17 protein-coding genes are annotated in these 20726 nt (G+C 63.0%); 3 read left to right on the top strand and 14 right to left on the bottom strand.

Going from position 1 to position 20726, the window contains the following annotated elements:
- The first annotated feature begins 219 nt into the window (after window positions 1–219).
- Complete coding sequence (locus PV375_RS01950) at window positions 220–2412, top strand: NADP-dependent isocitrate dehydrogenase (protein WP_332105914.1); 2193 nt, start codon at window positions 220–222, stop codon at window positions 2410–2412.
- A 258-nt stretch (window positions 2413–2670) separates the two neighbouring features.
- Here the strand turns inward: PV375_RS01950 and guaB are convergent, their stop codons facing one another.
- The 3 genes from guaB to groES form a co-directional block, all read right to left on the bottom strand.
- Window positions 2671–4176, bottom strand: a complete 1506-nt coding sequence (guaB, locus tag PV375_RS01945; RefSeq protein ID WP_332105913.1) for an IMP dehydrogenase — start codon at window positions 4174–4176, stop codon at window positions 2671–2673.
- Window positions 4177–4273: 97 nt separating this feature from the next.
- Complete coding sequence (rarD, locus tag PV375_RS01940; RefSeq protein WP_332105912.1) at window positions 4274–5197, bottom strand: EamA family transporter RarD; 924 nt, start codon at window positions 5195–5197, stop codon at window positions 4274–4276.
- A 182-nt stretch (window positions 5198–5379) separates the two neighbouring features.
- On the bottom strand, window positions 5380–5676 hold the full coding sequence (gene groES / locus PV375_RS01935) for a co-chaperone GroES (protein ID WP_332105911.1): 297 nt from the start codon (window positions 5674–5676) through the stop codon (window positions 5380–5382).
- Between the two features lie 142 nt (window positions 5677–5818).
- Between groES and PV375_RS01930 the strand changes: the two genes are divergently transcribed.
- Window positions 5819–7036 carry a class I SAM-dependent methyltransferase gene (locus PV375_RS01930; RefSeq protein ID WP_332105910.1) on the top strand — a complete coding sequence of 406 codons (1218 nt, stop codon included), beginning with the start codon at window positions 5819–5821 and terminating at the stop codon, window positions 7034–7036.
- Between the two features lie 123 nt (window positions 7037–7159).
- On the opposite strand, the gene PV375_RS01925 is transcribed toward PV375_RS01930, so the two are convergent.
- The 7 genes from PV375_RS01925 to glmS form a co-directional block, all read right to left on the bottom strand.
- Window positions 7160–7891: a hypothetical protein gene (locus PV375_RS01925; protein ID WP_332105909.1), complete on the bottom strand. Its 732-nt coding sequence runs from the start codon at window positions 7889–7891 to the stop codon at window positions 7160–7162.
- Window positions 7892–7999: 108 nt separating this feature from the next.
- On the bottom strand, window positions 8000–9646 hold the full coding sequence (gene tsaD / locus PV375_RS01920; RefSeq protein ID WP_332105908.1) for a tRNA (adenosine(37)-N6)-threonylcarbamoyltransferase complex transferase subunit TsaD: 1647 nt from the start codon (window positions 9644–9646) through the stop codon (window positions 8000–8002).
- On the bottom strand, window positions 9643–10269 hold the full coding sequence (gene tsaB, locus PV375_RS01915; protein WP_332105907.1) for a tRNA (adenosine(37)-N6)-threonylcarbamoyltransferase complex dimerization subunit type 1 TsaB: 627 nt from the start codon (window positions 10267–10269) through the stop codon (window positions 9643–9645). Before tsaB ends, tsaD begins: the two co-directional genes overlap by 4 nt.
- Before the next feature lie 50 nt (window positions 10270–10319).
- A complete protein-coding gene (gene tsaE / locus PV375_RS01910; RefSeq protein WP_332105906.1) occupies window positions 10320–10817 on the bottom strand; it encodes a tRNA (adenosine(37)-N6)-threonylcarbamoyltransferase complex ATPase subunit type 1 TsaE in 498 nt (165 codons plus the stop codon).
- Entirely contained in the window at window positions 10814–12712 is a 1899-nt protein-coding gene (locus PV375_RS01905; RefSeq protein ID WP_332105905.1) for an alanine racemase, read from the bottom strand. Before PV375_RS01905 ends, tsaE begins: the two co-directional genes overlap by 4 nt.
- Before the next feature lie 22 nt (window positions 12713–12734).
- The gene (acpS, locus tag PV375_RS01900) at window positions 12735–13130 is read right to left on the bottom strand and encodes a holo-ACP synthase (protein WP_332105904.1); all 396 of its coding nucleotides are present in this window, start codon (window positions 13128–13130) and stop codon (window positions 12735–12737) included.
- 3 nt (window positions 13131–13133) lie between these two features.
- Complete coding sequence (glmS, locus tag PV375_RS01895; RefSeq protein ID WP_332105903.1) at window positions 13134–14984, bottom strand: glutamine--fructose-6-phosphate transaminase (isomerizing); 1851 nt, start codon at window positions 14982–14984, stop codon at window positions 13134–13136.
- A gap of 53 nt (window positions 14985–15037) precedes the next feature.
- Between glmS and coaA the strand changes: the two genes are divergently transcribed.
- On the top strand, window positions 15038–15994 hold the full coding sequence (coaA, locus tag PV375_RS01890) for a type I pantothenate kinase (protein WP_201522173.1): 957 nt from the start codon (window positions 15038–15040) through the stop codon (window positions 15992–15994).
- A 26-nt stretch (window positions 15995–16020) separates the two neighbouring features.
- Here the strand turns inward: coaA and PV375_RS01885 are convergent, their stop codons facing one another.
- The 4 genes from PV375_RS01885 to glmM all read right to left on the bottom strand — a co-directional run bounded on the left by PV375_RS01885 (window position 16021) and on the right by glmM (window position 20718).
- Window positions 16021–17001, bottom strand: coding sequence for an ArsA family ATPase (locus PV375_RS01885; RefSeq protein ID WP_332105902.1), 981 nt, complete (start codon window positions 16999–17001; stop codon window positions 16021–16023).
- Between the two features lie 51 nt (window positions 17002–17052).
- Window positions 17053–17388, bottom strand: a complete 336-nt coding sequence (locus PV375_RS01880; RefSeq protein WP_332105901.1) for a cory-CC-star protein — start codon at window positions 17386–17388, stop codon at window positions 17053–17055.
- Window positions 17388–19112, bottom strand: coding sequence for a carbon starvation CstA family protein (locus PV375_RS01875; protein ID WP_332105900.1), 1725 nt, complete (start codon window positions 19110–19112; stop codon window positions 17388–17390). Before PV375_RS01875 ends, PV375_RS01880 begins: the two co-directional genes overlap by 1 nt.
- A 235-nt stretch (window positions 19113–19347) precedes the next feature.
- The gene (glmM, locus tag PV375_RS01870; RefSeq protein ID WP_332105899.1) at window positions 19348–20718 is read right to left on the bottom strand and encodes a phosphoglucosamine mutase; all 1371 of its coding nucleotides are present in this window, start codon (window positions 20716–20718) and stop codon (window positions 19348–19350) included.
- Window positions 20719–20726 lie beyond the last annotated feature (8 nt).

The raw sequence follows: 20726 nt of genomic DNA, 5'->3' as shown, positions 1-20726 counted from the left end.
ATGTTGCTGCGGGTGTTTACTCACGACGCGTTCACCGGCGTCGGCGACGAGATCGCTAAACTCAAAGAGAAATCTCGACGTCAAGAGAGTTTGTGAGGTCGGGTGCCGCAAATCGCCAGCTGGCACCGAACCGAATCTGGTTCGATGGACATAACCGGCCGCGGCGACAACCGCATCCCGACCCGCCGCTTTCCGTGATCACGATTGGAGCGCACGCTAATGGCGAAGATCATCTACACCTACACCGACGAGGCCCCACTACTTGCCACCCACTCGTTCCTGCCGATCGTGCGGGCCTACGCGCGGCAAGCCGGCGTCGAGGTCGACACCCGCGACATCTCACTCGCCGGCCGCATCCTCGCCAACTTCCCCGAGGCACTCGACCAATCGCAGCGCATTGGTGACGCACTCGCCGAACTCGGTGAGCTCGCCAAAACTCCCGAGGCCAACATCATCAAGCTACCGAATATCTCGGCGTCAATTCCGCAGCTGAAGGCCGCAATCGCCGAGCTGCAAGCCCAGGGGTACGCGGTGCCCGACTACGACGCCTCGCCCGAGGTGCAGGCCCGCTACGACAAGATCAAGGGCTCGGCTGTGAACCCGGTGCTGCGCGAGGGGAACAGCGACCGTCGCGCCCCCAGCGCCGTCAAAAACTTTGCCCGCAAGCACCCGCACTCGATGGGCGCCTGGGCCGCCGATTCAAAAACCCGCGTCGCCACCATGGGTGAAAACGACTTCCGTTCGAACGAGCAGTCGGTTGTGATGCCCGCCGACGACACCCTCACCATCCGCCACATCGACGCCGCCGACAACATCACCGTGCTCAAAGGCGACCTCGCGGTGCTCTCCGGTGAGGTTATCGACTCGACCGTGATGCGCGCCGCCGCTCTCGACGAGTTCTTGCGCGCCCAGGTGGCGCTCGCCAAAGAAGAGAATGTGCTGTTCTCGACCCACCTGAAGGCCACCATGATGAAGGTCAGCGACCCCATCATCTTCGGCCACGTGGTGCGCGCCTACTTCCCCGATCTGTTCGACACTTACGGGGATGTGCTCGCCGCCGCCGGTCTCTCGCCCAACAACGGTCTCGCCAGCATCATCGCCGGTGTCGAAAACCTGCCCGAGCGCGATGAAATTCTCGCCGCCATCGAACGCGGCTACGCCGAGGGTCCGCGACTGGCCATGGTGAACAGCGACAAGGGCATCACCAACCTGCATGTTCCGAGCGACGTGATTGTGGATGCATCCATGCCGGCCATGATCCGCATCGGCGGCAAAATGTGGGGCCCGCAGGGTGAAGAGGCCGACACGATCGCGGTACTCCCCGACTCGTCATACGCCGGCGTCTACCAGGCCGTGATCGACGACTGCAAGGCCAACGGTGCCTACGATCCCGCCACGATGGGTTCGGTGCCGAACGTTGGGCTCATGGCGCAGAAGGCCGAGGAGTACGGTTCGCACGACAAGACCTTCGAAATTGCCGCGGACGGTCGCGTCGAGGTGGTCAATGCGGCTGGTGAAGTGCTCATGTCGCACGAGGTCGCTACGGGCGACATCTGGCGCGCCTGCCAAACCAAGGATGCGCCGATTCGCGACTGGGTGAAGCTGGCGGTCACCCGTGCCCGCCTGTCGAACACTCCGGCAGTGTTCTGGCTCGACGAAACCCGCGCACACGACCTCAACCTCATCGCCAAGGTCAACGAATACCTCGGTGACCACGACACTGAGGGGCTGGATATTCGCATCCTCTCGCCGATCGAGGCGACCAAGTTCTCGGTCGAACGCATCCGCCGCGGTGAAGACACCATTTCGGTGACCGGCAACGTGCTGCGTGACTACCTCACCGACCTCTTCCCCATTCTCGAGGTGGGCACCTCGGCGAAGATGCTCTCGGTGGTGCCGCTGATGAACGGCGGTGGCCTGTTTGAGACCGGTGCCGGTGGTTCGGCGCCGAAGCACGTTGAGCAGCTGGTGACAGAGAACCACCTGCGCTGGGATTCGCTGGGTGAGTTCATGGCGCTGGCCGAGTCGTTGCGATTCGAGTCGCAGCGCGGTAACACCGCCGCCGGTGTGCTTGCCGACACGCTCGATGCTGCCACCGAACGACTGCTCGACGAAGGCCACTCGCCCTCACGCAAGGTCGGCGAGATCGATAACCGCGGTTCGCATCTGTGGCTGGCTCGCTACTGGGCCGAGGCGCTCGCCAAGCAGACCGACGATGCAGCGCTGGCCGCAAAATTTGCGCCGCTGGCAGACGCCTTCGCCGCCGACGGTGACGCGATCGCCCAGGAGCTGCTGGATGTGCAGGGCCGGGCTGTTGAGCTGGGCGGCTACTACCGACCCGACACCGACAAGACCAATGCGGTGATGCGTCCGAGCGCGAAGTTCAACGAGCTGCTGGGGCTGCTCAGCTAATACCGCCGGACCAGCCTATAGCGCGCCGTCCACAACGACGCCTACGCTTCGCGGGCGCGCTAACTTCGCCAAATGTGTGCCTCCGCGTCATTTGTGTGTGTTCTGCCACATACAAATGACGCGGACACACACAAATCCCGTGTGCAAGGTCGCGCGGTGGTGCGGGGCGCCGAGCGATGGGCGCCGAGCGAGGAGCGTCGAGAGTGCAGAACAAGGGGGGCGGGTATCCCGACTGGGATACCCGCCCCCCTCTTGTGCTTAGCGGCGGTAGTTCGGCGCTTCCACCACCATCTGCACATCGTGCGGGTGCGATTCTTTCAGCCCTGCCGGCGTGATTCGCACGAATCGGCCGCGCTGCTGCAGCTCGGGCACCGTGCGCGAACCCACATAGAACATCGACTGGTGCAGACCGCCGATCAGCTGGTGCACGTTCTGGCGCACCGTACCCCGGTAGGGCACCTTACCTTCGATGCCCTCGGCGATGAGGTCATCATCGGTGGGCACATCGGCCTGGAAGTAGCGGTCGCGCGAGTACGAGGTCTTCTTGCCACGCGTCTGCAACGCCCCCAGTGAACCCATGCCGCGGTACTGCTTGTACTGCTTACCGTTCACGAAGATCAGATCGCCCGGTGCCTCATCGGTGCCGGCAAGCAGCGACCCGAGCATCACCGAGTTCGCACCAGCCACGAGCGCCTTGGCGATATCACCCGAGTACTGCAGGCCACCGTCAGCGATCACCGGAACACCGCTGCCCTTCGCGGCCTGCGCGGCCTCGTAGATCGCGGTCACCTGCGGAACACCCACTCCGGCAACCACCCGCGTGGTGCAGATCGAGCCGGGGCCGACACCCACCTTGATTGCATCCGCACCGGCATCGATGAGCGCCTTCGCGCCCTCTCGGGTGGCGATATTGCCGCCGATAACGTCAACGTTTTTAAATACCGGGTCGCTCTTAAGCCGATTGATCATCTCGAGCTCACCGCGCGAGTGACCGTTGGCCGTGTCAACCACGATGACGTCCACGCCGGCATCGCGCAGCGCACCGGCACGTTCCCATGCATCCCCAAAAAAGCCGATCGCGGCGCCAACGATAAGCCGACCCTGCGCATCCTTCGACGCGTTTGGATATTTGTCGCGCTTATCAAAGTCTTTGACGGTGATGAGTCCTTTGAGCACACCATTGTCGTCAATCAACGGCAGCTTTTCGATGCGGTGCTTGCCCAGCAGCGCAAACGCTTCGTCGCCGTCGATACCGACTTTGGCGGTGATCAGCGGCTGCGAGGTCATCACCTCGCGTACCTTGGTGGTGCGCATCTCGCTCAGGGGCACGAATCGCATATCGCGGTTCGAGATGATGCCGACGAGCTTGCCGCTGCCCTCTTCCACGACTGGCAGACCCGAAATACGGTATTGACCGCAGATTTCGTCGACCTCGGCGACGGTCATATCGGGAGTCGCGGTCACCGGGTTGGTCACCATACCCGACTCAGAGCGCTTCACGCGGTCGACCATTTCGGCCTGGTCTTCGATCGAGACATTACGGTGCAGGATGCCCAGACCACCCTGGCGGGCCATGGCAATCGCCATCCGCGACTCGGTGACCGTGTCCATTGCCGCCGAGATCAGCGGCACCTTGATCGAAATATTGCGGGTCACCTGGGTCGTGGTGTCAACCTCGCTGGGGATGACATCGGTTTCTTCGGGAAGGAGAAGGACATCGTCGTAGGTGAGTCCGGTGAAAGCGAACGGGTTGTGTTCGGTCATTCTGCGCAGCTCCAGGGTCTACGGGTTGGTACACAGTGAGACTCTCATCCTACGCCCCGATGCCCGAGTGTCACGGTGAGCGTGGTAACACCAGCCGCTAGGCACCGGGAGTGGGCACCACCAGGTTCCGGCTCGTGCGCAGGTTGCGGACCATATCGATTACGAACACCGTCAGTGCCGCCCAGACAATCCCAAACGCGAGCCAGCGTTCGACCGGCATGTGTTCGCGAAACAACACGAGCCCGGCGATGAACTGCAGCGTGGGTGCCAAAAATTGAAAGAAGCCGATTTCAATCAGTGGCAGTTTTGCCGAGGCTGAGGCAAACAGCACCAGGGGCAGGCTCGTAATCACACCGGCGAATAGCAGCACCACCGTGTGGCCGGGCGAGATCGTACCGAATGTGAGGCTCCCCTGGGCGATCACCAGCACCAGCAACACCACCGCCACCGGCGTCACCATGACGGTTTCAACCATGAATCCCGCAACCGGGTCGACTCGTCCGCTGATTGCCTTTTTAACCACGCCGTACAGCGCGAAGGTGAGCGAAATCGAAAGTGACAACCAGGGCGGCGATCCATATCCGACAATCAGCACCACCACGGCTGCCACTGCAAGCACGAGCGCCAGCACCTGCAGTGGCCGCAACCGCTCACCGAAGACGAGCATCCCAAACAGCATCGACATGAGCGGGTTGAGGTAGTAGCCGAGCGCACCCTCGAGGGGTTTATTTAGCTCAACCGACCACACGTACAGCAGCCAGTTGCCAAGCACCAGCACCCCCGCCAGTGCCAGCAGCAGCACCGTGCGCCGGTCACGCAGCAGAGCAGTGAACCGTGCCCACCGCCGCGTGATCAGGAGCACCGCCGCGCAAAACACCACCGAGAGCAGCACCCGCCAGGCAATGAGCTCGACGGTGCCGGTTGGCCGGGTGAACCACAAATAGATGGGCAGGATGCCCCAGATGCCATACGCAAATAGTGCGTGGGTGATGCCGACGGCCCGGTCACTGCGATGCGTCATGGCTGCATGCTAATGGTTTTCGCGGATCACCGGCCGCCCGCCGAAGCCGAGCGTAACAGAACGCATCCGCCTCGAAACAACCGTCAGCAATCGATCAAACAAAGGCAACGGGGCGCCACCGTACTCGGTGACGCCCCGCGCGTCTGGGCGCCGATGTCAGCGCATCGGCAAGTTGGCTGTGCTTAGAGCACCTTTGCCAGCACGTCACGTGCCGACAGCAGCAGGTAGGTCTCACCCGCGTACTTCACCTCGGTGCCGCCGTACTTCGAGTAGATGACCTTGTCACCGACCGCGACGTCGAGCGGAATACGGTGTTCGCCCTCGTCATCGAAACGACCCGGGCCCACCGCGACAACTTCGCCCTCCTGGGGCTTCTCTTTCGCGGTGTCGGGGATGACCAGACCCGAGGCCGTGGTCTGCTCGGCCTCGAGCTGCTTGATGAGGATGCGATCTTCGAGCGGCTGGATGTTCACCGACACAGTTGACCTCTTTCGTTGCAGAAATGCTTACTGGCTAAGTCTTAGCACTCTCACCCTGAGGGTGCTAACGATTACTCTACGGCCGGTTTCCTGGAGGTTCCAACTGAGCGCGCTCCCGGCTGTACGCCATTAGCGTAGAAGCATGAATCTTGACGACGCCCGCACCCTGCTCACTCCCGAAACCCTGGCGATGTTAGACCAGTTTGCCGAGCTCGGATCCGGGCGTGATGCGCTGGCGGCGGTGAGCGCGCTGCGCCGCGCCGGGGCCACACCACGACAGTCGGCGGTGGTGATGTCGCAGCTGAAATTGCGCCGCCAAGCGCACCCAAAGTTTGGTGAATTTGCTCAGCGGACGCTGTTCACTCCCGACGGTCTCGCGCAGGCCACGCGCCTCGAGGTTGCGGCCCATCACGCGAATCGATTTCGCAGTGCCGGGTGTGAGCGGGTAGCCGATCTCGGATGCGGAATCGGCGCCGATTCAATGGCCGTCGCCAGTCTCGGCATCGAATTGCTCGCGGTGGATGCAGATGAACTCACCGCGGCGATCGCCACCCACAACCTGGCACCGTTCCCGAACGCCACCGTTGATCAGGCACCGGCTGAAACGGTCGATCTCACGAACTTCGACGGGGTATTTCTTGACCCGGCACGTCGCGCCCAGCGTGAGGGTGCCACCGAACACGGCGACAGCATCCGCCTCAATGATCCCGCCCAGTGGCAGCCCTCGCTCGAGTTCGCTTTCGGGCTGGCCGACGGCAAACGCGCGGTGGGAGTCAAGCTCGGCCCGGCACTCGATCACGATCTCATCCCCGACACCGCCGAGGCACAGTGGGTCTCAGTTGGTGGCGATCTCGTCGAGTGTGCGCTGTGGTTTGGGCCAGCTGCCCGTGACGGGGTGCGCCGCAGTGCGCTGCTGATTTCGGCGACCGGCACCGCCGAAATGACCGCTACAACATCGGTTGTGGATGCGGTGCCCGACACCGCGGTCGGTGAGCTGGGTGCGTGGCTACACGAACCGGATGCGGCCATCATCCGGGGTCGGTTTATTGGCCAGCTGGCCGGTCAGCTCGGTGGCCGGATGATTGCGCCACAGATTGCCTGGATCACCACGGATGAGCCGGTCGAGACCCCGTTTGCGAAGTCGTTCCGAGTTTTGGAGCAGTTCAAGCTCGATATCGCCACGCTCAAGCGCGAGCTGCAGGAGCGCGAGATCGGCACGCTCGAAATCAAAGTGCGCGGAGTGGATATCGACCCGCAGGATTTCCGCCGAAAACTGCAGTTGAAGGGCCGACAGTCGGCCACGCTCATCTGCACGCGGCTCGGTGAGCGGCGCGTGGCCATCCTCGCCGAACGCAGCTAGCTCCCAGCTATCCGCGGACGCTGCGCCGGTCACAAACCATCGGCGCAGTTAGACCGGCCGGTCACAAACTTTCAAGGGCCGTTCCCCGAAGGGGGTGAACGATCAGCAGCGCCCCCGAAGGTGCTAAACGATCAGCAGCACCACCAGTGTGGCGACCGCGAGCGCAACCGCCACGACACCGCCGGCGGTGGCGATCATCGACAGCGAGCGGTTTGACCGGCGCATCCCGATCACACCGGCAATGACCGCGCCGACACCGAGCACTCCCCCAACGATCCAGGCCCAGCCGGGAATCATGAGCGCGATCAGCGCAAAAAGCGCGAGACCCAGCGCGATATAGGCGAGCGTCTGCGGTGCGCTGGTGTGCTCCGCCTCGGGCTCGTGCCCGTACTGGGTTGGCGCGAACTGTCCCTCAACGGCGGGCGCATATCCCGCATTGGCGGGCATCCCCGGCCCTTCTTCTTCACGTGCCCGTCCAGGGACGAACGGCCGCTGCCCGGGCGCCTGATAGCCCGAGTTGTCTTCGGTGACACCGAAGGTGCCGCCGGCTGCGGGCACTTCACGGTTTCCGTCACGCACCACAGCTTCAACAGTTGCGGGTTCAGCCTCGGTTTCGGGCAGCACTGGTCTGGCCCGCTGGATGCGTTCGTCGGCCGCGACAGCCGAATCGTCTACCTGACGGTCGGGATGCGCGTCGCCGGAGGCACCGTAGGCCGAATCTTCGTCAGTAACCCCAAATGTGCCGCCGGCAGCGGGAACTGCCGCTTCGCCCGCATCCCCCTCGTCAAGGTGGATGATTTCATCGGGCTCGTTTGCCGGCATGGGGTTCTGCGATCGGTCGTTCGATGCCGTCATCACGCCTCCAGGTAACGCTACTTGTCGTCGTCATCTTATGAGGTAAAAGTTTGCAACTTGCCGGTAATCGGGGTGCAGATGCTGGGATCCCCCAAAACTTTGACGGAATTAACGGGTCGTTTCCATCTCGGTGCCGGTTACCGGTGCCAGTTCGGATGCACCCGTAACCACCTGGGCGCAGGTCATTGGCAGGGTGGAGTCGGCAGCAAAACTTACCGGCGAGGGCGCGCGACCGGCCGCAACCAGTTCGGCACCGAGTGCGGCGATCATGGCACCGTTATCGGTGCACAGTGACAGCGGCGGCACGTGCAGCGAGACGCCGGCTGCCGCGCAACGCTGTTCGGCAAGTTCACGCACCCGCGCATTGGCGACCACGCCTCCACCGAGCAGCAGCCGAGGAATACCCTCATGCTGGCAGGCGTCGATTGCTTTGGTGAGCAGCACATCGGCTACGGCCTCGCGGAAGCTTGCGGCAATATCCGCCACCGGAACGGCTTCGCCGCGATCGGCGTAACCTTCGACTGTGCGCGCCACCGAGGTTTTGAGCCCCGAAAACGAAAAATCGAACCGGTGCCGGTCGCGGTCTTTGGGATGCGTTAGCCCGCGCGGGAATGTGAAGGCCCCGGGATCTCCCTCGGCAGCCATGCGGTCGATATGCGGGCCGCCGGGGTACGGCAGCCCGAGCACGCGCGCCACCTTATCGAAGGCTTCACCGGCCGCATCGTCAATGGTTTCGCCGAGCATTCGCGAGTCGCCGGTGAGTGAATCGACTCGGATCAGCGAGGTGTGCCCGCCCGAAACCAGCAGCGCGATCGCGGGGAATTCGATGGCGGCACCCTCATCACGCAAAAGGTCGGCAGCAACATGTCCAACCAGGTGGTTGACACCGTAGAGGGGTTTACCAGTGGCGGCCGCGAGCGCTTTCGCGGCCCCTACTCCCACCATGAGGGCGCCGGCGAGCCCGGGGCCGGCAGTGACGACAACCGCGTCAATCTCGTGCAGCTCGACACGGGCCTCATCGAGTGCCTGTCGCAGCACCGGCACCATCGAATCGGCATGTGCCCGGGCTGCAACTTCTGGCACCACACCCCCGTATTTGGCGTGCTCATTCATTGATGAGGCGACGGCGTTTGCGAGCAGCTGGCGGCCGCGCACAATCCCGACGCCGGTCTCATCGCAGCTCGTTTCGATACCGAGCACGAGTGGCTGTTCGGCAGCGCCCGCGCGCAGCCTCGCTTCGATCGCGGTCAGCAGCTGGCGCGCATCGGCGCGCATCACGATCGCCGCACACTGCTCGGCCGGATAGTAATTTTCGCGGCGCCCAATCTCGGTGAACCCGAGCGATTCGTAGAGTGTGCGCGCCGGGGTGCCGGTTTCGCGCACTTCGAGGAACACCTGCTTCGTGCCGCGGTCCGCCGCCCAGGCGGTCGCCTCACGCAGCAGCCGGGTGGCGAGCCCGCGCCGGCGATACTCGGGCGCAACGGCGATAGTCTGTACGTCACCCTCGCCCGCGCCGGCCGCTGCGAGCATGCCCACCGCGCCAACGATGGTTCCGGCCAGTTCGGCCACCCAATACCCGGTGTGCTCACTGGCAAGTTCGCTGGCAAATGCGGCTTCACTCCACGACGCTTGTGGAAATGACTGCTCGTCGAGTGCAACCAGCTGCGGCAGGTCTGCCGCGGTGGCGGTGCGAATGGCAGGCTGCGTTGTCATTTGCTGGGTTGTCGGATGCGGGGTTGCTGGCTGCTGAGTCATGCGGTCACTCGCTTCGGCTGCGCGCCGGGTTTCGCATCGGGCGCACGCAAATAGAGGATGTCATCGGAAATTTCGGGCAGCTGCGCCTGCCTTGCCTCGAGCCAGGCGAGCGTGAGATGGTGCGCCGAAACCTGCCGCGCATCCGCCCGGGCGAGTTCGGGATCGGCGGCGAGAATACCGGCCACATCGTCCGGTGCAATCAGGGTGAATCCCGCACGTGAGTGCAGCTCACCGTGTTCGTATCGGGATGCGGCCAGCTCGCGCCGGCGCGCATCCGTGGTCACCAAAACCGGGCCGGCATGATCGTGACCGTGTCGCCATTCGTGTGCGATTGCATCGTGACTGGCAACCGGATGCAGCGGAATACCGGCAGCGAACGCAAAGGTGCGGGCCGCGGCCACACCCACCCGCAAGCCGGTAAACGGCCCCGGGCCCATGCCACAAACAATGCCGTCAAGGTGTCGCGGACGCAGCCCGGCATCCCGCAGCACCAGTTCGATCGCAACACCCACTGCTTCAGCGTGCCGCCGCGCATCCGGCAGGCGATATTCGGCGAGCAACCGCCCGGCGTCGGTCACCACCGCAACATCGGTGCCGGCCGAGGTATCGATCGCAAGGAACATAGTCTCGAGTCTACTGCTGTCGTCCTCACCCCCGGAACGGCAGCTCGCGTTCAAAGCGCAGCCGAAAGCCCCGCAAGCTGCACGGGCTGCCATCGCCCACCCACGGCACGAACCGTCACCAGGCGCGGCTGTTCGAGCTCGTCAGCAGCGGCCGGTGTGCCCGTGGGCCGCTCGATGAGCACCTCGAGCCAGCTGTCGGTAAGCGCCGAGACCATCTCGGCACCCCACTCGATCACGGTGATGGATGCATCCAGGTCGAGATCGAGATCATCAAGCTCGAGTGCCGAGCTCAGCCGGTACGCATCCACGTGGATGAGTGCCGGGCCGTCTCCGAGCGCGGGATGGGTGCGGGCAATCACGAAGGTGGGGCTGGCAACCGTGCCGCGCACATCCAGTGCCTCACCAAAACCGCGCGTCAGCGTGGTCTTTCCCGCTCCGAGCTCCCCCGTGAGCACCACCACATCGCCAGCCTCGCACAGCTGCGCGAGAGCGGCACCGAGTCGATGCATCGCGGCCGAATCGGCAACGGTCAGCTGCACCTCGTTCATTTCACCTCCACCATGACCTGTCGGCCACGGTAGCGGCGCTCCACCCGGCTACCGAGATTCGCGCACAGCGCCTCGGGCGACCAACCCGTCCAGGTGGCCCACTGGCTGAGGCTGAGATCATTCCCGGCGCTGCCCCACACCTGCACGCGCATCCCCGGCCAGCATTCACGATCGCCGAGATCAACGACCACCTGGTCCATCGCAATTCGGCCAACAATCGGTGCCGGCCAGCCGGCAACCATAACCTGAGCCTTACCGAAAGCGCTGCGCGGCAGCGCATCCGCATAACCGAGCGGTACAAGCCCGAGCGTGGTCGACTTCGACGCGGTCCACTCATAGCCGTAGCTCACCCGCTGCCCGGCAGGAACCCGCTTCACGCTCACCAATTCGCTCACCAGCGAGAGCGTCGGTGGCAGCGGTTCGCGCGGGTCAAGGCCGTACACTCCCCTGGTGGCCGAGGGCGCGTCGGGGAAATAGTGCCCGGTCACGCCGCGACGTTCGAGGGCGTCCATATCGGTGCGGGTGCGCGCCACAATCGGCAGCCCTGAGCTGCGCACATACGGCAAAATCTGATCGAGACCGTGACCGTACGCATCCGACGACACGTCCACACCGAACTCGGCGCTGCGGCGCTGCGCCCCCACCGCGAGCGACCGCTGCGTCAGGCGGGTGAGCCGGCGCTGAAAAAGCTCGAGATCAATGACCGCCTCGCGAAGCGGCGCGGTGATCGAACGCTTGCTGCGCTGCTCCGACTCTTCCATCGGCGGCCAGGCAATATTGGTGCCCTCGGCTGCAGGATGCTCAGCGTAGTCACGCAGGATGCGGCGGGTGAGTCGAGTGGTGATTTCATAGTTGATCGTGCCGCCAGCACGCGCCCAATCATCCGCGTCGGCGCCGACGAGTTCACCGTCTTGATTGCGGCCGTGGCCGATCACAACGAGCTCGCGCGCGGGTGCTGTTGTCGCCGCGCTCTCATCGACCGGCACCTCCCCCATCGGTGACAAATACAGGTGCAGCGGCCCCATCCGGTCAATTTTCCAATAGGTGCCCTGCGAGTCGACAAGCGGCGGCAGCGCCGACACGAGCGGTGGCAGTCCGTCGCCCTCACCGACCGCCACAGCCCAGCGATTATCAAAACGACGAATGGGTGCCCGCAGCCGCAGCGCCGGGCGCAGCTTTAGCGCATCCGCAGCACCCGATTCTTCAGGGGCCAGGCCGTACAGCGAAATTCCCAGCCGCACCAGGTCGTGTCGCATTTGCGGATATTTCATGGCGCCGGCGGTAGCGGCGATGTGAGCGTGTTCGATGTGCAGGCCAGCTTCCTGCGCCAGCTCGCGGGCAGCATCGAACTGCTTGCCCTGCTGTACATCTTCAGCGGCACCGGTGCCCGAAAGGTGGCTCATCAGGCCACACACTCGCAACACTCCGGCACGATCAGCCTCGGCCGCCTGAGCAATCAATGCCCGCCAGGTCTTGGCGGTGGCACCATTACGCCCCAGGCCGGTATCGAGTTTGAGGTGCACCCGCGGAGCTTTGGTGCCTTTACCGCAAAACTTCTTGGCGGCCCGCTCCACAAGCGAAAGCTGTTCAATGGTCGACACCGCAATATCGATATCGGCGTCGAATGCCATCGCCCAGTCGGTGGCCGGCGAATGCATCCAGGTGAGGATGCGCGCATCCGCCACCCCACCGGCGCGCAGTGCCAGTGCCTCGCTAATATCAACGACACCGAGCCAGCCGCATCCGGCTTGAGTCACAGCACGCGCCACCGGCAGCGCTCCGTGCCCATAAGCATCCGCTTTCACCACCGATAGCACCGGCACCTGCACCGCATCGGCAAATGCGAGGTAGTTGTGAACGATGGCGTTGAGGTCGACGTCAATGATCGGACCCACGGTCACTCCTCTACCGCTGAATTCAGCATGTTGTCTCCGCTTGCGAGCCGGTTTCGAGTCGCTCCGCCACCACAAACGCGGATGCATAGGTGCGGTCATGACTCAGCGACACGTGCAAAGCGGTCACTCCGATGCTACTCACCGCAGCTGCAGCAGCTAAACCGAGTTTGAACGCTGGCGGCCCGAGCGGTGTGCGCACCACCTCAAATTCGCGCAGCGGCGGCGCATCCGCACCAAACCGCCCCAGCCCGCCGAGCGCTTTCACCACCGCCTCGCGCGCAGCGAACCGGGCTGCGATCGAGGGCAGCGGCAGTTCGAGTTCGGCCGGCATGAACACACGCCGCGCAAACCCTGGATGTCGCAGCGCGCGCTCAACTCGGTCGATCTCAACCGAGTCGGTGCCGATTCCGACAATCATCGACTATTCGACCGTGACCGACTTCGCGAGGTTTCGTGGCTGGTCAACGTCCAGGCCTTTCGCGGTCGACAGCTCAAGTGCGAAGAACTGCAACGGAATTACCTGCAGCAGCGGCTCAAACTCGGGCTTGGTCATGGGCACATCAAACACCTCGTCAACAAACGGCAGCACCGCAGCGTCTCCGCGTTCGGCAACCGCCAGCACGCGGGCGCCGCGAGCGCGGATCTCTTGGATGTTTGAAATCAGTTTCGGATGCAGGGTGTCATCGTGGCGCGGGCTCGGCACCAGCACCCACACCGGTTGACCGTGATCGATCAGCGCGATGGGGCCGTGCTTAAGCTCACCCGCAGCGAAGCCCTCGGCGTGGATATACGCCACTTCTTTGAGCTTGAGCGCGCCTTCGAGTGCAATCGGGTAGAGCATATTGCGGCCAAGGTAGAGCACCGAGCGGGTATCGGCCATCCAGTTGGCCAACTGATAGATGCGCTCGTGGTGGTTGAGCACCTCGGCAATTTTGCCCGGCAGGGTCTCGAACTCGGTGGTGATCTCCTCGACTTCTGCCGTCGGCAGCGACTCACGCAGCTGCGCAATATAGAGCCCCACAAGGTAAAGCGCCGACACCTGTCCGACGAACGCCTTGGTCGAGGCCACCGCCACCTCGGGCCCGGCGTGCGTGTACACCACGGCATCCGATTCGCGCGGAATGGTGGCCCCCTGAGTGTTGCAGATCGAGAGCGTTTTGGCGCCGCGCTCACGGGCGTAGCGCACCGCCATCAGTGTGTCCATCGTTTCACCCGACTGCGATACCGAAACCACCAGCGTCTGCGGGGTGAGCACCGGCTGGCGGTAACGGAACTCGTGCGCGAGTTCAACGGTCACCGGCACGCCGGTCCACTTCTCGACGGCGTAGGCGGCGGTCATCCCGGCGTACGAGGCCGTGCCACAGGCCACTACGATGATGCGATTGATTTCGCGGAAAAAATCGCTGCCGAGGTCGATCAGTGAGTCGAGCACGACTCGGCCATCTTTGATACGGGCGCGCAGCGTGTTCTCAACGGTTTCGGGCTGTTCCGAAATCTCCTTGGCCATGAATGACGACCAGCCGCCTTTTTCAGCAGCCGATGCATCCCAGTCGATGTGGAACTGTTCGCCGGCCACCGGGTTACCGTCAAAATCGGTCAGTTCAACCGAATCAGCCCGCACAATCGCCATCTGCGCCTGCCCCACCGCGATTGCGGTCTGGGTGTGGGCCACAAACGCCGCCACATCCGACCCGAGAAAGTTTTCCCCGTCGCCGAGCCCAACCACCAGCGGTGAGTTGAGCCGCGCGCTCACGATCACATCGGGCTGATCGGCGTGCACCGCCAGCAGCGTAAACGCGCCCTCGAGTCGGCCTACAACTTCGCGGAAAGCCTCGATCAGGTCGCCGGTGCGACGATATTCGCGGCCGAGCAGATGCGCCGCCACTTCGGTGTCGGTTTCAGAAACAAACTCAACACCCTCAGCGAGCAGCTCGTCACGCAGGGCCACAAAGTTTTCGATAATGCCGTTGTGAATCACGGCGAGCTTGCCACCATCGCTCAGATGCGGGTGGGCATTGAGGTCGTTTGCGGCGCCATGCGTGGCCCAGCGGGTGTGCCCGATACCGACCTTCCCGTCAGGCATCGGGTGAGCGGCAAGATCATCGCGCAGCACCGAAAGCTTGCCGGCACGCTTACGCATCTGCAGCTCACCCGTATCGTCAACCAGCGCAATGCCGGATGAGTCGTAACCGCGGTACTCCAGTCGCCCCAATCCGCTCAGCAGAATCTCCTGGCAGGCACGAGGTCCAATGTATCCAACAATTCCACACATGCTCACCATTCTCGCGCATAAAACCAGTGAGATGCTCGCTAAGCTTGAACCCCATGCAGGCAGGCCACCGTCGTGATACCAGCGCGCACTCATCGACCCCGTTTCTCGAGGTGGCACGTGACGAGTGGGCGGCCCTCGCACCCACCACCCCGCTCACAATCAACGAGGCCGATGTGTTGCGGCTGCGCTCGCTCGGCGACCCGGTGGATATCGCCGAGGTGCGTGAGGTGTATGTGCCGCTATCGCGGCTGCTGAACCTGCACATCATGAACGCCCGCGAACTGCATCGCGCCACCTCTTCGTTTGTTGGCGAGCGGTCGGCTCGCACACCCTTCGTGATCGGCGTGGCCGGTTCGGTCGCGGTGGGCAAATCGACCGTGGCGCGACTGCTGCGCGAACTGCTGCGGCGCTGGGATGACACCCCGCGGGTTGAACTCGTCACCACCGACGGTTTCCTCTATCCCAACGCCGAGCTCAAGCGGCGCGGCATTATGCATCGCAAGGGCTTCCCCGAGTCATATGACCAGCGGGCGCTGCTGCGCTTTGTGACTCAGGTGAAATCGGGTATGCCAGAGGTGCGGGCGCCGTTCTACTCGCATATGGTGTACGACATCGTTCCCGACGCCGAAATCGTGGTGCACGCACCGGATGTGCTCATCGTTGAGGGGCTCAATGTGTTGCAGCCACCGCAGCCGGGCCGCGCGCTTTCGGTGAGCGACATGTTCGATTTTTCGGTGTACGTGGATGCACGCACCGCCGATATTGAGCGCTGGTATATCGAACGCTTCTTGAAGCTGCAAAAGGGCGCGTTCGCCAACCCATCCTCATACTTTCGCCGCTACGCCGACCTCAGCGAGGCGGATGCGCGCGCAACGGCTCACGAAATTTGGTCGACAATCAATCTGCCAAACCTGGAAGAGAATGTGCTCGCGACTCGCTCCCGCGCGCGGCTGATTTTGCGCAAAGCTGCCGATCACACGGTTGAGCGAGTGCTCTTGCGGAAAGTCTAAGCCGACGCACCGCAACGCGGCGGGGGCTACCGCGTGCCGCACAGCATCCCACCAAACTCGATGAGCGCAGCCTCACCGATCGGCTCGTGCGCGAGCAGCGGCGTTTGCACGATGAGCGCGCCTCGGCCGGTCCCCTTCCGAAGCTCCGCCACCCAATCTTCTTCGGCCGCGTGACGGGTGGCAAGCAGCTCGCTATCAGCCGCATCCGGTGTGCGCTTATTAATGAGATAGCCGATAACCGCGATATTTGACTCGGCCAGCTGCTTACGCAACTCGAGTGTTTCGAGCACCGGCATCCGCTCTGCCGCCAAAACGATAATGAACCCGCTGAGTTTGGCATCAGTAATGACGGCGCGAAACTCAGCCAGTAGTGTTTGTCGCCGTTCGAGCAGCTCGCGGATGCGCTGATCTCGGCTGCGACGGGCACCAATACCTGATTCTTCTTTACCACCGTCGAGTGAGCGGGCCACCGAACCAAAACGGTCGGCACGAGTGCGATTATCGAGCAGCGCCCGCGTCCACTGCGCCATCATCTCGGGTAGTGCCAGCAGCCGCGCGGTGTGCCCGCTCGGAGCGGTGTCGAACACCACCAGGTCGTAGTCACGCAGCCCATCAACTGTGAGCTGCGCGGTGCGCTCAAGCATCGCCGCCTCATGGGCGCCCGGCGCCTGCGCCGACACCTGCAAATAACGCCGCACCTCGCCGTGCAAATGTTCGGGCATCATGCCGTACAGATGCTGCCCAACCGCCTTGAAATGACGGCCGGCTTCACGGTCGGGATCAATTTCCACCGCATCCAAACCGGGATGCAGCGCCACCGGCTTTTCACCAATCTTTCGACCCCAAAGGTGGCCAAGATTGTGCGCCGGGTCGGTTGAAACCAGCAGCACGCGACGGCCAGCCCGAGCCTGGTCGAGGGCTACCGCGGCAGCGCTGGTGGTTTTCCCAACACCACCCTTACCGCCAAAAAACAGCACGCGCCGCTGCGCGATCTCGTCACGGAACATATCCGCACCCCCGTTTAGTACCGTCGTTGCTGCATCCGAGAGATAGTCGCCTCAGCAGCAACGGGCTCCCGCGATTGGCGAACGCTCAAGCCCCACCCGGGTGTGCCACTCGTGCAGCTCATCAAGCAGCACCGGATAGAGCTCCATCAGGTAGTAGTTTGCCGGCCCGGGAATTCCGAGCGCTTCACCGTAGATGTAGAGCATCAACAGATCGTCTTCATCGCGCTCGGCACGCTTCATGGTCTGCCGATACGGCCCCACATAGTACTCATTTAGCCCCGCGCTAAAAGCACCAAACTTTTCGCGCAGCCACGCCACAAATTGCGGCCAGCCCGGAGGCGGAGAGTCTGATTGCTCCCCGCCACCCGGCTGCCGTTGCGGTGACATTAGTTCACCGCGCCCGACTGGCCCGAGCCCACTTCAGCCTGCTCAGGCCACTCTTCAACACCGTCGGCGTCTGCTGGCTCGGGAGCTTCGGTCATCACCCGACGCATCGAAGTGACCGACTCGATAACCGTCCACAGCGCTGCCACAAAGACCGCGCCACCGAGCACGAGCAACAGCCAGTCACCATCCTTGACGAAGGTGATTAACTGCAGCACCAGCGCCCAGAACGTCATCGCGAACACGAACAGCAACGGGATCAGAATCGGCAACACCGGTCGGCGCTTGCGCATCAGAATAACCGCGAGCACCGCGAGCGTCAGCACCGCGAGAATCTGGTTGGTGGTGCCGAATAGCGGCCACAGCACCATACCGCCCGAACCGTTTTCGCCAGCACCGAAGGCGAGCCCGAGCCCCAGCCCAACGGCAATGACGGTGCCGACCAGCGGCGAAATCTTGACGCCCATTCGGGCCCCGAGCTCAACAATCACCAGACGATGCAGCCGCACCGCGGTGTCCATCGTGGTGGCCGCAAACAGCACCGCCATAGTGGCGAGAATAGTGGCGCTCAAGCTGAACGGAATACCGAGCCCGGCATTGAGGATATTGCCACCACCGGCAACGAAGGCACCGATACCGCCCTTAGCGTATGCATCCTGGAATTCGGTAACGGTGTTGAAACCAGCCGACACGGCCACGATAGTGCCGAGCGCCAGCAGACCCTCACCCACGGCACCGAAATAACCGACCAGACGCGCATCCGTTTCTTTATCGAGCTGTTTCGATGAGGTGCCCGAGGCGACCACACCGTGGAAACCCGAGATCGCGCCACAGGCAACGGTCACAAAGAGCAGCGGCCAGATCGGCGGCGTGCCGGCAGGAACCTCGGTTGCGATCGGATCGAGCAGCACGGTGGGTGCCGAAAGAATGATGGCAAGGTAAAGGATGCCGAGCCCCACGAACAGCTGCAGACCGTTGATGTAGTCACGCGGCTGCAGCAGCATCCACACCGGCATCAGCGATGCGACACCCGCATAGATGAACAGCACCACAATCCAGAACGACTGTGCCGACATACCCATGATGGTTTCAGGCAGCACGATCGGAAACATATCGCCAAGGATCATCAGGCCGTAAAGCACGATAACGCCGACGATCGACACCAGCGGCAGGTTCCACTTGAACCGGTAGATTGCCTGACCGATAAGCAGCGCCACCACAATCGCACCCCAGGTGGGGATCACCGAAGTCGGCGTCGACACCAGCAGGCCGGCGATGATCGAAGCGAAAACGGCATTGACGATCACGATCAGCAGGAAAATCACGATGGTGAACAGCAGTGAACCGCGCGAACCGATATAGCGTTTGGCGAGATCACCAATGGTGTGACCCTTGTTGCGGGTGGCCGCCCACAGGGCACCGAAGTCGTGCATCCCGGCAAAAAATACGGTGCCGATAGTTACCCAGAGGAAGGCGGGGAGCCAACCCCAGATCATGGCGATAGCTGGGCCGGTGATGGGTGCGGCGCCGGCGACCGAGGTGAAGTGGTGGCCCCAAAGCACCCACTTGTTGGTGGGGACGAAATCGACCCCGTCTTTTTGCGCGTGTGCGGGTGTGATTGCCCGGGGGTTGAGCTTGTAAACCTTTTCGGAGAGGTATTTCGAGTAGAGAAAATAGCCCGCCGCAATGAAGGCGAGGCCGATGAACATGATGATGAGTGAATTCATAACGAATTGCCCTTGAAGCCAGCAATGACCAGGATGAGATTACGAGCGCGGCACCTTCGCCAGAGCACAGCGATCTTCGCGGTGGCGAGGGAATCCAATGACCGGCATTTTGAGCCGTCGTGAATGGATGCGACCCGTATACTCTACCCGAACATGCAAAACACCTGTGAATTCAGGTGCGTTTACTGCACGATTCTCCCGCGAAATGTGCCCGGTGTGCCCGCGTGTGACGGGCCTAGGAGATTGCGAGTTCGGTGCTCACGACATCGGCGAGTCGCTGCGCATACTGCTGCGCCAACTCGGAAGTTTCAGCTTCAACCATTACGCGCACCACAGGCTCAGTGCCGGATGGCCGCAGAAGCACGCGGCCGGTATCGCCAAGTTCATCACTGACCTTCGTGACCTCGTCTTGAACTGCCTGGTTCGACTCGCACAGTTCTCGATGCACGCCACTCACATTGATGAGCACCTGCGGGTACACGCGCATGACCTGCTTCAGCTCGGACAGCCGCTTACCAGTGCTCGCCATAATGCTCGCCAGACATAGCCCCGTGAGGAGGCCATCACCCGTGGTGGCGTGTTCAGCAATAATCACGTGCCCCGACTGTTCGCCGCCAAGGGCCAGCCCGTGCTGGTTCAGCTCGGCAAGCACGTAGCGGTCGCCCACCTTCGTTTCGATGAGCTTGATGCCGCGCTCACGCATCGCGAGTTTGAGGCCCAGGTTTGACATCACGGTAACGACCAGGGTGTCACCAGTGAGCTGACCGTGCTCGTGCATCGCGGTAGCGAGTATCGCCATGATCTGATCACCATCGACAACAGCACCGGTTTCGTCCACGGCGAGGCAGCGGTCGGCGTCGCCGTCGTGAGCGATACCGAGGTCGGCGCCGAAGCGGGTGACGGCTTCTTGCAGGCCGGCAAGATGCGTAGAACCGACACCATCATTGATGTTAAGGCCGTCAGGTTCGTTACCGATTACCGACACCTTCGCCCCGGCGTCGGTAAACACCTGCGGTGATACGCCCGATGCGGCACCGTTGGCTGCGTCGATCACAATGTGCAAACCGGCCAGTGCGTGCTTTCCATCGGGGCGCTGGCTTGGCACAGCACTCAGCAGGTGCAGCGCGTAGCGGTCTTCAGCGTCGGCGAAGCGTTCGATGCGGCCCACACCGTCGCCGATCGGGCGCAGCATTTCAGCATCGAGCTGCCGCTCAATTTCACTTTCGATCTCGTCAGGCAGTTTGCGGCCGCCGCGAGCAAAAAACTTAATCCCGTTATCGGGAGCCGGGTTATGCGAGGCAGAAATCATCACCCCGAAGTCGGCGTTGACATCGGCGGTGAGGAAGGCTGCGGCCGGGGTGGGGATAACACCGGCATCGAGCACATGCACGCCCGAGGATGCGAGCCCAGCGGCAACCGCTGCGCTCAAAAACTCGCCCGAAACACGCGGGTCTCGAGCGAGTACGGCGACGGGGCGGCCGCCCTGCTCGCGGGTTTCGCGAGCGAGGACGACCGCCGCCGCCTGAGCCAGGGCCATGGCGAGTTCCACCGTAAGGTGGTCATTCGCCAGGCCCCGAACTCCGTCAGTTCCAAAAAGACGTGACACCGTACTGG

It is taken from the genome of Gulosibacter sp. GYB002 (assembly GCF_036577665.1).
GTDB lineage: Bacteria > Actinomycetota > Actinomycetes > Actinomycetales > Microbacteriaceae > Gulosibacter > Gulosibacter hominis.
This window is presented reverse-complemented; position numbering and strand designations above follow the sequence as displayed.

Coding starts and splice junctions, on each gene's coding strand:
- PV375_RS01930 (WP_332105910.1), top strand. CDS start 5,819: ATGAATCTTGACGACGCCCGCACCCTGCTCACTCCCGAAACCCTGGCG.
- rarD (WP_332105912.1), bottom strand. CDS start 5,197: ATGACGCATCGCAGTGACCGGGCCGTCGGCATCACCCACGCACTATTT.
- PV375_RS01925 (WP_332105909.1), bottom strand. CDS start 7,891: ATGACGGCATCGAACGACCGATCGCAGAACCCCATGCCGGCAAACGAG.
- tsaE (WP_332105906.1), bottom strand. CDS start 10,817: ATGAACGAGGTGCAGCTGACCGTTGCCGATTCGGCCGCGATGCATCGA.
- PV375_RS01875 (WP_332105900.1), bottom strand. CDS start 19,112: ATGAATTCACTCATCATCATGTTCATCGGCCTCGCCTTCATTGCGGCG.
- acpS (WP_332105904.1), bottom strand. CDS start 13,130: ATGATTGTCGGAATCGGCACCGACTCGGTTGAGATCGACCGAGTTGAG.
- PV375_RS01950 (WP_332105914.1), top strand. CDS start 220: ATGGCGAAGATCATCTACACCTACACCGACGAGGCCCCACTACTTGCC.
- coaA (WP_201522173.1), top strand. CDS start 15,038: ATGCAGGCAGGCCACCGTCGTGATACCAGCGCGCACTCATCGACCCCG.
- tsaD (WP_332105908.1), bottom strand. CDS start 9,646: ATGACTCAGCAGCCAGCAACCCCGCATCCGACAACCCAGCAAATGACA.
- PV375_RS01885 (WP_332105902.1), bottom strand. CDS start 17,001: ATGTTCCGTGACGAGATCGCGCAGCGGCGCGTGCTGTTTTTTGGCGGT.
- guaB (WP_332105913.1), bottom strand. CDS start 4,176: ATGACCGAACACAACCCGTTCGCTTTCACCGGACTCACCTACGACGAT.
- tsaB (WP_332105907.1), bottom strand. CDS start 10,269: ATGTTCCTTGCGATCGATACCTCGGCCGGCACCGATGTTGCGGTGGTG.
- PV375_RS01880 (WP_332105901.1), bottom strand. CDS start 17,388: ATGTCACCGCAACGGCAGCCGGGTGGCGGGGAGCAATCAGACTCTCCG.
- glmS (WP_332105903.1), bottom strand. CDS start 14,984: ATGTGTGGAATTGTTGGATACATTGGACCTCGTGCCTGCCAGGAGATT.